The organism is Streptomyces sp. NPDC002888 (assembly GCF_042888465.1).
GTDB lineage: Bacteria > Actinomycetota > Actinomycetes > Streptomycetales > Streptomycetaceae > Streptomyces.
In genome coordinates this window covers 472,986-485,539 of the sequence record NZ_JBIAPU010000003.1, presented here as the reverse complement: position 1 = coordinate 485,539, position 12,554 = coordinate 472,986, and the positions used below count along the sequence as shown (strand labels likewise).

Here is a 12,554-nt window from a genome sequence, read left to right as displayed (position 1 = left end):
TGATCTGAGAATGGCTAAGCAGATCAAGGGCATCCTGGGCGAGAAGCTCGGCATGACGCAGGTGTGGGACGAGAACAACCGTGTTGTTCCGGTCACCGTCGTCAAGGCCGGCCCCAACGTCGTCACCCAGGTCCGTACGAACGACTCCGACGGCTACGAGTCCGTCCAGATCGCGTTCGGCGAGATCGACCCGCGCAAGGTGAACAAGCCCCTCAAGGGCCACTTCGCCAAGGCCGACGTCACTCCCCGCCGCCACCTCGTCGAGATCCGTACCGCTGACGCCAGCGAGTACACCCTCGGCCAGGAGATCACCGCTGAGGTGTTCGAGGCCGGCCTCAAGGTCGACGTGACCGGCAAGAGCAAGGGCAAGGGCTTCGCCGGTGTCATGAAGCGTCACAACTTCAAGGGCCTCGGCGCCGGACACGGCACCCAGCGCAAGCACCGCTCCCCCGGTTCCATCGGTGGCTGCGCCACCCCGGGCCGCGTGTTCAAGGGCCTCCGCATGGCGGGTCGCATGGGCAACGAGCGTGTCACCACCCAGAACCTGACCGTCCACGCCGTTGACGCGGAGAAGGGTCTGCTGCTCATCAAGGGCGCGGTTCCCGGTCCGAACGGCGGCCTCGTCCTGGTCCGCACTGCGGCCAAGGGGGCCTGAGGTACCGATGAGCACTGTTGACATCCTTTCGCCTGCAGGCGAGAAGACCGGTAGCGTCGAGCTCCCCGCGGAGATCTTCGGCGTGGAGAAGATCAGCATTCCGCTGATCCACCAGGTCGTCGTCGCGCAGAACGCCGCTGCCCGCCAGGGCACGCACAAGACCAAGCGTCGCGGTGAAGTCCGTGGTGGCGGTAAGAAGCCGTACCGCCAGAAGGGCACCGGCCGCGCCCGTCAGGGTTCGACCCGCGCCCCGCAGTTCGCCGGCGGTGGCGTCGTCCACGGCCCGCAGCCGCGTGACTACTCGCAGCGGACCCCGAAGAAGATGAAGGCCGCGGCCCTGCGCCACGCCCTCACCGACCGGGCCCGCCACGACCGCATCCACGTCGTCACCGGCGTGATCGAGGGCGAGTCCCCCTCCACGAAGGCCGCGAAGACGCTGTTCGGCAAGATCTCGGAGCGCAAGAACCTGCTCCTGGTCGTCGAGCGCGCCGACGAGGCCGCGTGGCTGTCCGCCCGCAACCTGCCCCAGGTCCACATCCTGGAGCCGGGCCAGCTGAACACGTACGACGTTCTCGTCTCGGACGACGTGGTCTTCACCCAGTCCGCGTTCGAGTCCTTCGTGTCCGGCCCGAAGGCCAATGACACCGAAGGGAGCGAGGCCTGATGGCTACGCGTCACCCGAGCATCGCCTCCAAGGCTGCGAAGGCCGCCAAGGCCGCGCGCGTCGCCAAGGCGCGCCGCCACGCCGCCGAGGGCAAGAACACCGTCGTCACCCCGGTGAGCAAGTCGTACACGGACCACCGTGACGTCCTGGTCAAGCCGGTCGTGTCCGAGAAGAGCTACGCGCTTCTCGACGAGAACAAGTACACGTTCATCGTCGCCCCGAGTGCCAACAAGACCCAGATCAAGCAGGCCGTCCAGGCGGTCTTCTCGGTCAAGGTCACCGGGGTCAACACGATCAACCGCCAGGGCAAGCGCAAGCGCACCAAGACCGGCTTCGGTCAGCGCGCGTCCACCAAGCGCGCGATCGTGACCCTCGCCGAGGGCGACCGTATCGACATCTTCGGCGGTCCGACCTCCTGACGGAGGTCCGGATCGTCCGATATCGGACGAGGACTGAGAAATGGGAATCCGCAAGTACAAGCCGACTACGCCGGGCCGTCGTGGCTCCAGCGTCGCCGACTTCGTCGAGGTCACGCGGTCCACGCCGGAGAAGTCGCTGGTCCGCCCCCTGCACAGCAAGGGCGGCCGTAACAATTCCGGTCGTGTGACCGTTCGCCACCAGGGTGGCGGACACAAGCGCGCCTACCGCGTGATCGACTTCCGTCGTCACGACAAGGACGGCGTGCCGGCGAAGGTCGCGCACATCGAGTACGACCCCAACCGCACCGCGCGCATCGCGCTGCTGCACTACGCCGACGGCGAGAAGCGCTACATCCTCGCCCCGCGCAACCTGCAGCAGGGTGACCGCGTCGAGAACGGTCCCGGGGCCGACATCAAGCCGGGCAACAACCTGGCGCTGCGCAACATCCCGGTCGGTACCACGATCCACGCGATCGAGCTCCGTCCCGGTGGCGGTGCCAAGTTCGCCCGCTCCGCCGGTGCCTCCGTGCAGCTGCTCGCGAAGGAGGGCTCGATGGCCCACCTCCGCATGCCGTCCGGTGAGATCCGCCTGGTCGACCAGCGCTGCCGCGCCACGGTCGGCGAGGTCGGCAACGCCGAGCAGAGCAACATCAACTGGGGCAAGGCCGGCCGCAAGCGCTGGCTGGGCGTCCGCCCGACCGTTCGTGGTGTGGCGATGAACCCGGTTGACCACCCCCACGGTGGTGGTGAGGGCAAGACCTCCGGTGGTCGCCACCCGGTCAGCCCCTGGGGTCAGAAGGAGGGTCGTACTCGTTCGCCGAAGAAGGCTTCGAACAAGTACATCGTCCGCCGCCGCAAGACGAACAAGAAGCGCTAGGAGCGGGTTTAGATGCCGCGCAGTCTCAAGAAGGGGCCCTTCGTCGACGACCACCTCGTAAAGAAGGTGGACGTCCAGAACGAAGCCGGCACCAAGAACGTCATCAAGACCTGGTCCCGTCGCTCGATGATCATCCCCAGCATGCTGGGCCACACGATCGCGGTGCACAACGGCAAGACCCACATCCCGGTGTTTGTCACCGAGTCGATGGTCGGCCACAAGCTCGGCGAGTTCTCGCCGACGCGCACCTTCCGGGGTCACGTCAAGGACGACCGGAAGTCGAAGCGCCGCTAACAGCGGGGTGGAATGACCATGACAGACACTGGAAGGACAACCATGGAAGCCAGGGCCCAGGCGCGGTACATCCGCGTCACGCCCATGAAGGCCCGCCGTGTGGTGGACCTCATCCGTGGCCTCGACGCCGCGGAGGCTCAGGCGGTCCTGCGTTTCGCCCCGCAGGCCGCGAGCGTGCCGGTCGGCAAGGTGCTCGACAGCGCCATCGCCAACGCCGCGCACAACTACGACCACACCGATGTCGACAGCCTCTTCATCTCCGAGGCGTACGTCGACGAGGGCCCGACCCTGAAGCGGTTCCGTCCGCGCGCCCAGGGCCGTGCCTACCGGATCCGCAAGCGGACCAGCCACATCACCGTGGTCGTCAGCAGCAAGGAAGGAACCCGGTAATGGGCCAGAAGGTAAACCCGCACGGGTTCCGGCTCGGCATCACCACGGACTTCAAGTCCCGGTGGTACGCCGACAAGCTGTACAAGGACTACGTCAAGGAAGACGTCGCCATCCGTCGGATGATGACGTCCGGCATGGAGCGCGCCGGCATCTCGAAGGTTGAGATCGAGCGCACCCGTGACCGCGTGCGGGTGGACATCCACACCGCGCGTCCCGGCATCGTCATCGGCCGCCGTGGCGCCGAGGCCGACCGCATCCGCGGCGACCTCGAGAAGCTCACGGGCAAGCAGGTCCAGCTGAACATCCTCGAGGTCAAGAGCCCCGAGACCGACGCTCAGCTGGTTGCTCAGGCCGTTGCCGAGCAGCTGTCCTCCCGCGTCTCCTTCCGTCGCGCCATGCGTAAGAGCATGCAGGGCACGATGAAGGCCGGCGCCAAGGGCATCAAGATCCAGTGCGGTGGCCGTCTCGGCGGCGCCGAGATGTCCCGCTCGGAGTTCTACCGCGAGGGCCGCGTGCCCCTGCACACGCTCCGCGCGAACGTGGACTACGGCTTCTTCGAGGCCAAGACGACCTTCGGCCGCATCGGTGTGAAGGTCTGGATCTACAAGGGCGACGTCAAGAACATCGCCGAGGTCCGCGCCGAGAACGCTGCCGCCCGCGCCGGTAACCGCCCGGCCCGTGGTGGTGGCGGCGCCGACCGCCCGGCCCGTGGTGGCCGTGGTGGCGAGCGTGGCGGTCGCGGTCGCAAGCCGCAGCAGGCTCCCGCTGCCGAGGCCCCCAAGGCCGAGGCTCCGGCGGCCGCTCCGGCTGAGAGCACCGGAACGGAGGCCTGACCGACATGCTGATCCCCCGTAGGGTCAAGCACCGCAAGCAGCACCACCCGAAGCGCAGCGGCGCTGCCAAGGGCGGCACGCAGGTTGCGTTCGGCGAGTACGGCATCCAGGCGCTGACCCCGGCGTATGTGACGAACCGTCAGATCGAGGCCGCTCGTATCGCCATGACGCGTCACATCAAGCGTGGTGGCAAGGTCTGGATCAACATCTACCCGGACCGTCCCCTCACCAAGAAGCCTGCCGAGACCCGCATGGGTTCCGGTAAGGGTTCTCCGGAGTGGTGGATCGCCAACGTCAAGCCCGGACGCGTGATGTTCGAGCTGTCGTACCCCAACGAGAAGATCGCCCGTGAGGCGCTGACTCGTGCGGCCCACAAGCTGCCGATGAAGTGCCGGATCGTCAAGCGCGAGGCAGGTGAAGCGTGATGTCGGCCGGTACCAAGGCGTCCGAGCTGCGCGAGCTGGGCAACGAGGAGCTTCTGGACAAGCTCCGCGAGGCCAAGGAAGAGCTGTTCAACCTCCGCTTCCAGGCGGCGACGGGTCAGCTCGAGAACCACGGTCGGCTGAAGGCCGTCCGTAAGGACATCGCGCGGATCTACACCCTGATGCGTGAGCGCGAGCTGGGCATCGAGACGGTGGAGAGCGCCTGATGAGTGAGAGCAACGTGACTGAGCAGACTGCAGAGGCCCGCGGCTTCCGCAAGACCCGTGAGGGTCTCGTCGTCAGCGACAAGATGGACAAGACCGTCGTCGTCGCCGTCGAGGACCGCGTCAAGCACGCGCTGTACGGCAAGGTCATCCGCCGTACCAGCAGGCTCAAGGCGCACGACGAGCAGAACGCCGCGGGTGTCGGCGACCGTGTCCTCCTCGCGGAGACCCGGCCGCTGTCCGCGACGAAGCGCTGGCGCGTCGTCGAGATCCTCGAGAAGGCCAAGTAATTCTCCTGCGGGGCATCCCTCGCAGGACAGTTCCGCCAGGCTCCGGGGGCCGCTTGTGAGCGGCCCCCGGGGAACCGGCAGACAAACAGGAGATAGACGTGATCCAGCAGGAGTCGCGACTGCGTGTCGCCGACAACACTGGTGCGAAGGAGATCCTTTGCATCCGTGTGCTCGGTGGCTCCGGTCGCCGCTACGCGGGCATCGGTGACGTCATCGTCGCCACCGTCAAGGACGCGATCCCCGGCGGCAACGTGAAGAAGGGTGACGTCATCAAGGCGGTCATCGTTCGCACGGTCAAGGAGCGCCGCCGCCCGGACGGCTCGTACATCCGCTTCGACGAGAACGCCGCCGTCATTCTGAAGAACGACGGCGACCCTCGCGGCACCCGTATCTTCGGCCCCGTCGGCCGTGAGCTGCGCGAGAAGAAGTTCATGAAGATCATCTCGCTCGCGCCGGAGGTGCTGTAAGCATGAAGATCAAGAAGGGCGACCTGGTCCAGGTCATCACCGGTAAGGACAAGGGCAAGCAGGGCAAGGTCATCGCGGCCTTCCCCCGCGAGGACCGTGTCCTGGTCGAGGGTGTCAACCGGGTCAAGAAGCACACCAAGGCCGGCCCGACCGCCAAGGGTTCGCAGGCTGGTGGCATCGTCACGACCGAGGCGCCGGTCCACGTCTCCAACGTCCAGCTGGTCGTTGAGAAGGACGGCAACAAGGTTGTCACGCGTGTCGGTTACCGCTTCGACGACGAAGGCAACAAGATCCGCGTTGCCAAGCGGACGGGTGAGGACATCTGATGGCTACCACCACCACTCCGCGTCTCAAGACGAAGTACCGCGAGGAGATCGCGGGCAAGCTGCGTGAGGAGTTCTCGTACGAGAACGTCATGCAGATCCCCGGCCTCGTCAAGATCGTGGTCAACATGGGTGTGGGCGACGCCGCCCGCGACTCCAAGCTGATCGAGGGCGCCATCCGCGACCTCACCACGATCACCGGTCAGAAGCCGGCCGTCACCAAGGCCCGCAAGTCCATCGCGCAGTTCAAGCTGCGTGAGGGCCAGCCGATCGGTGCCCACGTCACGCTCCGTGGCGACCGCATGTGGGAGTTCCTGGACCGCACCCTGTCGCTCGCGCTGCCGCGCATCCGCGACTTCCGTGGTCTGTCCCCCAAGCAGTTCGACGGCCGTGGCAACTACACCTTCGGTCTCACGGAGCAGGTCATGTTCCACGAGATCGACCAGGACAAGATCGACCGCACCCGGGGTATGGACATCACCGTGGTGACCACGGCGACCAACGACGCTGAGGGCCGCGCGCTCCTTCGTCACCTCGGCTTCCCCTTCAAGGAGGCGTGAGCGAGATGGCGAAGAAGGCTCTGATCGCTAAGGCTGCTCGCAAGCCCAAGTTCGGCGTGCGTGGCTACACGCGCTGCCAGCGCTGCGGCCGTCCCCACTCCGTGTACCGCAAGTTCGGCCTCTGCCGCGTGTGCCTTCGTGAGATGGCTCACCGTGGCGAGCTGCCGGGCGTGACCAAGAGCTCCTGGTAATCCCCCTTTTAGGGATTCCAAGGGCTCTCGGTAAGCAATGGGCGTGTCAGGCGCCCTCCCTTTCATGGCTTAGGCTTGGAGGGTTGGGCGCCTGATTGTCGCCCGTACGACTTACTACGCCGTAGGTCCACCGCGCCGCACCCGTCCCGTCTCGGATCGGGGAGAGGGATGGCGCACCAGGAAACCCCGGCGAGAGAGGCCGAAGGCCAATTTATGACCATGACTGATCCGATCGCAGACATGCTTACGCGTCTGCGGAACGCGAACTCGGCATACCACGACTCCGTGACGATGCCGGCATCGAAGATCAAGTCTCACATCGCGGAGATCCTCCAGCAGGAGGGCTTCATCACGGGCTGGAAGGTCGAGGACGCCGAGGTCGGCAAGAACCTCGTCCTGGAGCTGAAGTTCGGCCCCAACCGTGAGCGCTCCATCGCGGGCATCAAGCGGATCTCCAAGCCCGGTCTCCGGGTGTACGCGAAGTCCACCTCCCTGCCGAAGGTGCTGGGCGGCCTCGGCGTGGCGATCATCTCCACGTCGCACGGACTCCTCACCGACAAGCAGGCCGGCAAGAAGGGCGTAGGCGGAGAAGTTCTCGCCTACGTCTGGTAACGGAAGGGAACGGAGGAAACAGCTATGTCGCGTATTGGCAAGCTCCCCATCACGGTTCCCGCCGGCGTGGACGTCACCATCGACGGCCAGACGGTCTCGGTCAAGGGCCCCAAGGGCACGCTGACCCACACCGTCGTGGCGCCGATCGAGATCGCCAAGGGTGAGGACGGCGTTCTGAACGTCACCCGCCCCAACGACGAGCGTCAGAGCAAGGCCCTGCACGGCCTGTCCCGCACGCTGGTGGCGAACATGATCACCGGCGTGACCCAGGGTTACGTGAAGAAGCTCGAGATCAGCGGTGTCGGTTACCGCGTGCAGGCCAAGGGTTCGAACCTCGAGTTCGCGCTCGGCTACAGCCACCCGATCACCGTCGAGGCGCCCGAGGGAATCACCTTCAAGGTGGAGAACCCGACCCGCTTCCAGGTCGAGGGCATCGACAAGCAGAAGGTCGGCGAGGTTGCGGCCAACATCCGCAAGCTGCGCAAGCCCGACCCGTACAAGGCCAAGGGCGTCAAGTACGAGGGCGAAGTCATCCGCCGCAAGGTCGGAAAGGCGGGTAAGTAAGCCATGGCATACGGGCAGAAGATCCTCAAGGGCGACGCCTACAAGCGCGCCGCGATCAAGCGCCGCCACATCCGGATCCGCAAGCGGGTCAACGGTACGGCGGAGCGTCCCCGTCTGGTCGTTACCCGCTCGAACCGCCACATCGTGGCCCAGGTGATCGACGACCTCAAGGGGCACACCCTTGCGTCGGCGTCCACCCTGGACACCTCGATCCGCGGTGCCGAGGGCGACAAGTCGACGCAGGCCAAGCAGGTCGGTGCCCTGGTCGCCGAGCGCGCCAAGGCCGCCGGCGTCGAGGCTGTCGTATTCGACCGTGGTGGCAACCAGTACGCCGGGCGCATCGCCGCCCTGGCGGACGCCGCCCGCGAAGCCGGCCTGAAGTTCTGAGTCGGTTCCGGAGCTAGCGGAAACAGAGAGAGGTAATTCCAATGGCTGGACCCCAGCGCCGCGGTGGCGGTGCCGGTGGCGGCGAGCGGCGGGACCGGAAGGGCCGTGACGGCGGCGCAGCTGCCGCCGAGAAGACCGCTTACGTTGAGCGCGTTGTCGCGATCAACCGTGTCGCCAAGGTTGTGAAGGGTGGTCGTCGCTTCAGCTTCACCGCGCTGGTCGTGGTGGGCGACGGTGACGGCACCGTGGGTGTCGGATACGGCAAGGCCAAGGAGGTGCCGGCCGCCATCGCCAAGGGTGTTGAGGAGGCCAAGAAGCACTTCTTCAAGGTCCCCCGGATCCAGGGCACCATCCCGCACCCCATCCAGGGTGAGAAGGCTGCCGGCGTCGTGCTGCTCAAGCCCGCGTCCCCGGGTACCGGTGTTATCGCCGGTGGTCCGGTGCGTGCCGTGCTCGAGTGCGCCGGTATCCACGACGTGCTGTCGAAGTCGCTCGGCTCCGACAACGCGATCAACATCGTGCACGCGACCGTGGAGGCCCTGAAGGGTCTGCAGCGTCCCGAGGAGATCGCGGCCCGCCGTGGTCTGCCGCTCGAGGACGTCGCCCCCGCGGCTCTTCTCCGTGCGCGTGCCGGGGCGGGTGCGTAATCATGGCGCAGCTCAAGATTACGCAGGTCAAGTCCTACATCGGCAGCAAGCAGAACCACCGTGACACCCTGCGCTCCCTTGGTCTCAAGGGCATCAACACGCAGGTCGTCAAGGAGGACCGCCCCGAGTTCCGCGGCATGGTGCGCCATGTCCGTCACCTCGTGACGGTCGAGGAGGTCGACTGATCATGGCGGAGAACAACCCGCTCAAGATCCACAACCTCCGTCCCGCCCCCGGCGCCAAGACCGCCAAGACCCGTGTCGGTCGTGGTGAGGCGTCGAAGGGTAAGACGGCCGGTCGTGGTACCAAGGGTACGAAGGCCCGTTACCAGGTTCCGGAGCGCTTCGAGGGTGGCCAGATGCCCCTCCACATGCGTCTTCCGAAGCTGAAGGGCTTCAAGAACCCGTTCAAGACCGAGTTCCAGGTCGTGAACCTCGACAAGCTGGCCGCGCTGTACCCGGAGGGTGGCGAGGTCACCGTCGAGGGTCTCGTCGCCAAGGGTGCCGTTCGCAAGAACAGCCTCGTCAAGGTCCTCGGCCAGGGCGAGATCTCCGTGGCGCTGCAGGTGACGGTCGACGCCGTCTCCGGCTCCGCCAAGGAGAAGATCACCGCCGCCGGCGGTACCGTCACCGAGCTCGTCTGAATGTCTCGGACGTCTCGATGACCTGAACGAACCCGACCGGGGATACCCACAAAATGGGGTATCCCCGGTTGGTCGTTCCTAGGGGGCAGTCTCGCCGGTAAGGTGGCCTGCACTGCCAACTTTCACAGGTTGCTCCACCCGGGGCACTCTGAGCGGCAGTTGACCGTTACATATTCGTCGAACCTCAAGACCGTCACCCTTGACGCAGTTGCGCGGGGGTCGCAGGAGGCACCGTGCTCACCGCGTTCGCCCGGGCGTTCAAGACGCCCGACCTGCGCAAGAAGCTGCTCTTCACGCTCGCCATCATCGTGGTCTACCGGATGGGAACGCACATCCCCATCCCTGGCGTCGACTACAAGAGCGTCCAGGAGTGTGTGGACCAGGCGTCCGGCAACCAGGGCCTCTTCGGTCTGGTCAACATGTTCAGTGGTGGCGCGCTGCTCCAGATCACGATCTTCGCGCTGGGCATCATGCCGTACATCACGGCGAGCATCATCCTCCAGCTGCTGACCGTGGTCATTCCGCGCCTGGAAGCCCTCAAGAAGGAGGGCCAGGCCGGTACGGCGAAGATCACGCAGTACACCCGTTACCTCACGGTGGCGCTCGCCATCCTGCAGGGCACCGGCCTGGTGGCCACCGCCCGCAGCGGAGCTCTCTTCTCCGGTTGCACGGTCGCGAGCCAGATCGTCCCGGACCAGGCGATCTTCACCACCATCACCATGGTCATCTGCATGACCGCCGGTACGGCCGTCGTGATGTGGCTCGGTGAGCTCATCACCGACCGCGGCATCGGCAACGGCATGTCGATCCTGATGTTCATCTCGATCGCCGCGACCTTCCCGTCCGCGCTGTGGGCCATCAAGAAGCAGGGCACCCTGGCCGGCGGCTGGATCGAGTTCAGCACCGTCGTCCTCGTCGGCCTGGTCATGGTCGGCCTGGTGGTCTTCGTCGAGCAGGCCCAGCGCCGCATCCCGGTGCAGTACGCGAAGCGCATGATCGGCCGTCGTTCCTACGGCGGGACGTCCACGTACATCCCGCTGAAGGTGAACCAGGCGGGTGTGATCCCTGTCATCTTCGCGTCGTCGCTGCTCTACATCCCGGCCCTGGTCGCGCAGTTCTCCAGCGGTGACTCGGGCTGGAAGCGCTGGGTCGAGCAGAACCTGACCAAGGGCGACCACCCGATTTACATCACTATCTACTTCTTGCTCATCGTTTTCTTCGCGTTCTTCTACGTGGCGATCTCCTTCAACCCCGAGGAAGTCGCCGACAACATGAAGAAGTATGGTGGCTTCATCCCGGGCATCCGGGCTGGCAGGCCGACCGCTGAGTACCTCTCGTACGTGCTCAACCGGATCACCTGGCCGGGTTCGCTGTATCTGGGTCTGATCGCTCTCGTACCGACGATGGCGTTGGTTGGTTTCAACGCAAACCAGAACTTCCCATTCGGTGGGACCAGCATCCTGATCATCGTGGGTGTCGGTCTCGAGACCGTGAAGCAGATTGAGAGCCAGCTCCAGCAGCGCAATTACGAAGGGTTCCTCCGCTGATGCGAATCGTCCTCGTCGGGCCGCCGGGTGCCGGAAAGGGCACGCAGGCCACTCGTCTAGCCGAGAAGCTGCGCGTCCCGCACATCTCCACGGGCGACCTGTTCCGCGCCAACATCAGCAAGCAGACGGAGCTCGGGAAACTCGCGAAGTCCTACATGGACGCCGGCAACCTCGTCCCCGACGAGGTCACCATCGCGATGGCCAAGGACCGCATGGAGCAGCCCGACGCCGAGAACGGCTTCCTGCTGGACGGCTTCCCGCGCAACGTCTCGCAGGCCGAGGCGCTGGACGAGCTGCTGAAGACCGAGGCCATCAAGCTGGACGCGGTGCTGGACCTCGAGGTGCCGGAGGAAGAGGTCGTCAAGCGGATCGCCGGTCGGCGCATCTGCCGCAACGACTCGTCGCACGTCTTCCACGAGGAGTACAAGAAGCCGGCCAAGGACGGCGTCTGCGACGTGTGCGGCGGTGAGCTGTACCAGCGCGACGACGACTCCGAGGAGACCGTCCGCAAGCGGCTCGAGGTCTACCACACGCAGACCGAGCCGATCATCGACTACTACAAGGCGCAGGGCCTGGTCGTCACCATCTCCGCGCTGGGTCCGGTGGACGAGGTCACCGGTCGCGCGCTCGGAGCGCTGAAGCGCGAGGACGCCACCAAGTAGCCGTTCGTACGTCGCCGTAGCCGCGGTTCCCGAGGAGGGGGCCGCGGCTGCTGTGTGGGGAGGGTTGGCCCGTCCCCGTATCGTGGAAAGCGTCCGTCCCTTCCCGGTCCAGAAAGGCCGTTGTCCCCATGGTGCAGATCAAGAACCCCGAGCAGATCGCCAAGATGCGTGAGGCGGGGCTGGTCGTGGCCGCGATCCACGCGGCCACCCGTGAGGCCGCCGTGCCGGGGGCCAGCACCAAGGATCTGGACGAGGTCGCGCGCAAGGTGCTCGCGGAGCACGGTGCCAAGTCGAACTTCCTGGGGTACGGCGGCTTCCCCGCGACGATCTGCACCTCCGTGAACGACGTCGTGGTGCACGGTATCCCCTCCGAGGACGTCGTCCTCAAGGACGGGGACATCATCTCCATCGACTGCGGCGCGATCGTCGACGGCTGGCACGGGGACGCGGCGTACACGGCCTTCGTGGGCTCCGGTCACGCCCCGGAGCTGGTCGAGCTCTCCCGGGTGACGGAAGAGTCCATGTGGGCCGGCATCGCCGCGATGAAGCAGGGCAACCGGCTCGTCGACGTCTCCCGGGCCATCGAGACGTACATCCGCCGCCAGCCGAAGCCCGGCGGCGGCCGCTACGGCATCATCGAGGACTACGGCGGCCACGGCATCGGCACCGAGATGCACATGGACCCCCACCTGCTGAACTACGTCGACCGCCGCCGCGGCAAGGGCCCCAAGCTGGTCCCCGGCTTCTGCCTCGCCATCGAGCCCATGGTCTCCCTCGGCACCCCCAAGACCGAGGTCCTCGAGGACGACTGGACGGTCATCACCACCGACGGCACCTGGTCCTCCCACTGGGAGCACTCGGTGGCCCTGACGGAACAGGGGCC

Annotated in this window: 22 protein-coding genes and 1 pseudogene; all 23 read left to right on the top strand. The window is 66.1% G+C overall.

Features of this window, described 5'->3' with window-relative positions; genetic code table 11:
• The first annotated feature begins 10 nt into the window (after positions 1-10).
• Positions 11-655, top strand: coding sequence for a 50S ribosomal protein L3 (gene rplC, locus ACFYWX_RS07685; protein ID WP_389423040.1), 645 nt, complete (start codon positions 11-13; stop codon positions 653-655).
• A 7-nt stretch (positions 656-662) separates the two neighbouring features.
• Positions 663-1,319 carry a 50S ribosomal protein L4 gene (rplD, locus tag ACFYWX_RS07680; RefSeq protein WP_389423039.1) on the top strand — a complete coding sequence of 219 codons (657 nt, stop codon included), beginning with the start codon at positions 663-665 and terminating at the stop codon, positions 1,317-1,319.
• A complete protein-coding gene (gene rplW, locus ACFYWX_RS07675) occupies positions 1,319-1,738 on the top strand; it encodes a 50S ribosomal protein L23 (RefSeq protein ID WP_389423038.1) in 420 nt (139 codons plus the stop codon). Before rplD ends, rplW begins: the two co-directional genes overlap by 1 nt.
• A 40-nt stretch (positions 1,739-1,778) precedes the next feature.
• Positions 1,779-2,615: a 50S ribosomal protein L2 gene (gene rplB / locus ACFYWX_RS07670; RefSeq protein ID WP_030788280.1), complete on the top strand. Its 837-nt coding sequence runs from the start codon at positions 1,779-1,781 to the stop codon at positions 2,613-2,615.
• Between the two features lie 12 nt (positions 2,616-2,627).
• Complete coding sequence (gene rpsS, locus ACFYWX_RS07665) at positions 2,628-2,909, top strand: 30S ribosomal protein S19 (protein ID WP_125514475.1); 282 nt, start codon at positions 2,628-2,630, stop codon at positions 2,907-2,909.
• A 42-nt stretch (positions 2,910-2,951) separates the two neighbouring features.
• Complete coding sequence (rplV, locus tag ACFYWX_RS07660; protein WP_133927829.1) at positions 2,952-3,299, top strand: 50S ribosomal protein L22; 348 nt, start codon at positions 2,952-2,954, stop codon at positions 3,297-3,299.
• Positions 3,299-4,132: a 30S ribosomal protein S3 gene (gene rpsC, locus ACFYWX_RS07655; RefSeq protein ID WP_362451346.1), complete on the top strand. Its 834-nt coding sequence runs from the start codon at positions 3,299-3,301 to the stop codon at positions 4,130-4,132. Before rplV ends, rpsC begins: the two co-directional genes overlap by 1 nt.
• A 5-nt stretch (positions 4,133-4,137) precedes the next feature.
• On the top strand, positions 4,138-4,557 hold the full coding sequence (gene rplP, locus ACFYWX_RS07650) for a 50S ribosomal protein L16 (protein ID WP_009327094.1): 420 nt from the start codon (positions 4,138-4,140) through the stop codon (positions 4,555-4,557).
• On the top strand, positions 4,557-4,781 hold the full coding sequence (gene rpmC, locus ACFYWX_RS07645; protein ID WP_121894850.1) for a 50S ribosomal protein L29: 225 nt from the start codon (positions 4,557-4,559) through the stop codon (positions 4,779-4,781). The genes rplP and rpmC overlap by 1 nt, the downstream gene beginning before the upstream one ends.
• Positions 4,781-5,068: a 30S ribosomal protein S17 gene (gene rpsQ, locus ACFYWX_RS07640; RefSeq protein ID WP_037680399.1), complete on the top strand. Its 288-nt coding sequence runs from the start codon at positions 4,781-4,783 to the stop codon at positions 5,066-5,068. Before rpmC ends, rpsQ begins: the two co-directional genes overlap by 1 nt.
• A 98-nt stretch (positions 5,069-5,166) precedes the next feature.
• Positions 5,167-5,535 carry a 50S ribosomal protein L14 gene (gene rplN / locus ACFYWX_RS07635; RefSeq protein ID WP_003992364.1) on the top strand — a complete coding sequence of 123 codons (369 nt, stop codon included), beginning with the start codon at positions 5,167-5,169 and terminating at the stop codon, positions 5,533-5,535.
• Between the two features lie 2 nt (positions 5,536-5,537).
• On the top strand, positions 5,538-5,861 hold the full coding sequence (rplX, locus tag ACFYWX_RS07630) for a 50S ribosomal protein L24 (protein WP_006376030.1): 324 nt from the start codon (positions 5,538-5,540) through the stop codon (positions 5,859-5,861).
• Positions 5,861-6,418 (top strand): 50S ribosomal protein L5, encoded by a 558-nt coding sequence (gene rplE, locus ACFYWX_RS07625; protein WP_003974255.1) that lies wholly within the window; start codon positions 5,861-5,863, stop codon positions 6,416-6,418. The genes rplX and rplE overlap by 1 nt, the downstream gene beginning before the upstream one ends.
• A 5-nt stretch (positions 6,419-6,423) precedes the next feature.
• Entirely contained in the window at positions 6,424-6,609 is a 186-nt protein-coding gene (locus ACFYWX_RS07620) for a type Z 30S ribosomal protein S14 (protein WP_003948630.1), read from the top strand.
• Positions 6,610-6,822: 213 nt separating this feature from the next.
• Positions 6,823-7,221 carry a 30S ribosomal protein S8 gene (gene rpsH / locus ACFYWX_RS07615; RefSeq protein ID WP_013001411.1) on the top strand — a complete coding sequence of 133 codons (399 nt, stop codon included), beginning with the start codon at positions 6,823-6,825 and terminating at the stop codon, positions 7,219-7,221.
• A 24-nt stretch (positions 7,222-7,245) separates the two neighbouring features.
• Positions 7,246-7,785 carry a 50S ribosomal protein L6 gene (gene rplF / locus ACFYWX_RS07610; RefSeq protein ID WP_389423037.1) on the top strand — a complete coding sequence of 180 codons (540 nt, stop codon included), beginning with the start codon at positions 7,246-7,248 and terminating at the stop codon, positions 7,783-7,785.
• A gap of 3 nt (positions 7,786-7,788) precedes the next feature.
• A complete protein-coding gene (rplR, locus tag ACFYWX_RS07605; RefSeq protein WP_389423036.1) occupies positions 7,789-8,172 on the top strand; it encodes a 50S ribosomal protein L18 in 384 nt (127 codons plus the stop codon).
• A 41-nt stretch (positions 8,173-8,213) separates the two neighbouring features.
• On the top strand, positions 8,214-8,819 hold the full coding sequence (gene rpsE, locus ACFYWX_RS07600) for a 30S ribosomal protein S5 (RefSeq protein WP_009190144.1): 606 nt from the start codon (positions 8,214-8,216) through the stop codon (positions 8,817-8,819).
• A 2-nt stretch (positions 8,820-8,821) separates the two neighbouring features.
• Entirely contained in the window at positions 8,822-9,004 is a 183-nt protein-coding gene (gene rpmD, locus ACFYWX_RS07595; protein ID WP_129307387.1) for a 50S ribosomal protein L30, read from the top strand.
• A 2-nt stretch (positions 9,005-9,006) separates the two neighbouring features.
• Complete coding sequence (gene rplO, locus ACFYWX_RS07590; RefSeq protein ID WP_003974249.1) at positions 9,007-9,462, top strand: 50S ribosomal protein L15; 456 nt, start codon at positions 9,007-9,009, stop codon at positions 9,460-9,462.
• 233 nt (positions 9,463-9,695) lie between these two features.
• Entirely contained in the window at positions 9,696-11,009 is a 1,314-nt protein-coding gene (gene secY, locus ACFYWX_RS07585; RefSeq protein ID WP_389423035.1) for a preprotein translocase subunit SecY, read from the top strand.
• Positions 11,009-11,671: an adenylate kinase gene (locus ACFYWX_RS07580; RefSeq protein WP_389423034.1), complete on the top strand. Its 663-nt coding sequence runs from the start codon at positions 11,009-11,011 to the stop codon at positions 11,669-11,671. The genes secY and ACFYWX_RS07580 overlap by 1 nt, the downstream gene beginning before the upstream one ends.
• A 128-nt stretch (positions 11,672-11,799) precedes the next feature.
• Positions 11,800-12,554: pseudogene (gene map, locus ACFYWX_RS07575) on the top strand (type I methionyl aminopeptidase); the annotation flags it as partial.

Coding starts and splice junctions, on each gene's coding strand:
- rplO (WP_003974249.1), top strand. CDS start 9,007: ATGGCGGAGAACAACCCGCTCAAGATCCACAACCTCCGTCCCGCCCCC.
- rplX (WP_006376030.1), top strand. CDS start 5,538: ATGAAGATCAAGAAGGGCGACCTGGTCCAGGTCATCACCGGTAAGGAC.
- rplB (WP_030788280.1), top strand. CDS start 1,779: ATGGGAATCCGCAAGTACAAGCCGACTACGCCGGGCCGTCGTGGCTCC.
- rpsC (WP_362451346.1), top strand. CDS start 3,299: ATGGGCCAGAAGGTAAACCCGCACGGGTTCCGGCTCGGCATCACCACG.
- rplR (WP_389423036.1), top strand. CDS start 7,789: ATGGCATACGGGCAGAAGATCCTCAAGGGCGACGCCTACAAGCGCGCC.
- rpmC (WP_121894850.1), top strand. CDS start 4,557: ATGTCGGCCGGTACCAAGGCGTCCGAGCTGCGCGAGCTGGGCAACGAG.
- rpsE (WP_009190144.1), top strand. CDS start 8,214: ATGGCTGGACCCCAGCGCCGCGGTGGCGGTGCCGGTGGCGGCGAGCGG.
- rplW (WP_389423038.1), top strand. CDS start 1,319: ATGGCTACGCGTCACCCGAGCATCGCCTCCAAGGCTGCGAAGGCCGCC.
- rpsQ (WP_037680399.1), top strand. CDS start 4,781: ATGAGTGAGAGCAACGTGACTGAGCAGACTGCAGAGGCCCGCGGCTTC.
- rplP (WP_009327094.1), top strand. CDS start 4,138: ATGCTGATCCCCCGTAGGGTCAAGCACCGCAAGCAGCACCACCCGAAG.
- ACFYWX_RS07620 (WP_003948630.1), top strand. CDS start 6,424: ATGGCGAAGAAGGCTCTGATCGCTAAGGCTGCTCGCAAGCCCAAGTTC.
- rpsS (WP_125514475.1), top strand. CDS start 2,628: ATGCCGCGCAGTCTCAAGAAGGGGCCCTTCGTCGACGACCACCTCGTA.
- rpsH (WP_013001411.1), top strand. CDS start 6,823: ATGACCATGACTGATCCGATCGCAGACATGCTTACGCGTCTGCGGAAC.
- rplC (WP_389423040.1), top strand. CDS start 11: ATGGCTAAGCAGATCAAGGGCATCCTGGGCGAGAAGCTCGGCATGACG.
- rplF (WP_389423037.1), top strand. CDS start 7,246: ATGTCGCGTATTGGCAAGCTCCCCATCACGGTTCCCGCCGGCGTGGAC.
- ACFYWX_RS07580 (WP_389423034.1), top strand. CDS start 11,009: ATGCGAATCGTCCTCGTCGGGCCGCCGGGTGCCGGAAAGGGCACGCAG.
- rplD (WP_389423039.1), top strand. CDS start 663: ATGAGCACTGTTGACATCCTTTCGCCTGCAGGCGAGAAGACCGGTAGC.
- rplV (WP_133927829.1), top strand. CDS start 2,952: ATGGAAGCCAGGGCCCAGGCGCGGTACATCCGCGTCACGCCCATGAAG.
- rplE (WP_003974255.1), top strand. CDS start 5,861: ATGGCTACCACCACCACTCCGCGTCTCAAGACGAAGTACCGCGAGGAG.
- rpmD (WP_129307387.1), top strand. CDS start 8,822: ATGGCGCAGCTCAAGATTACGCAGGTCAAGTCCTACATCGGCAGCAAG.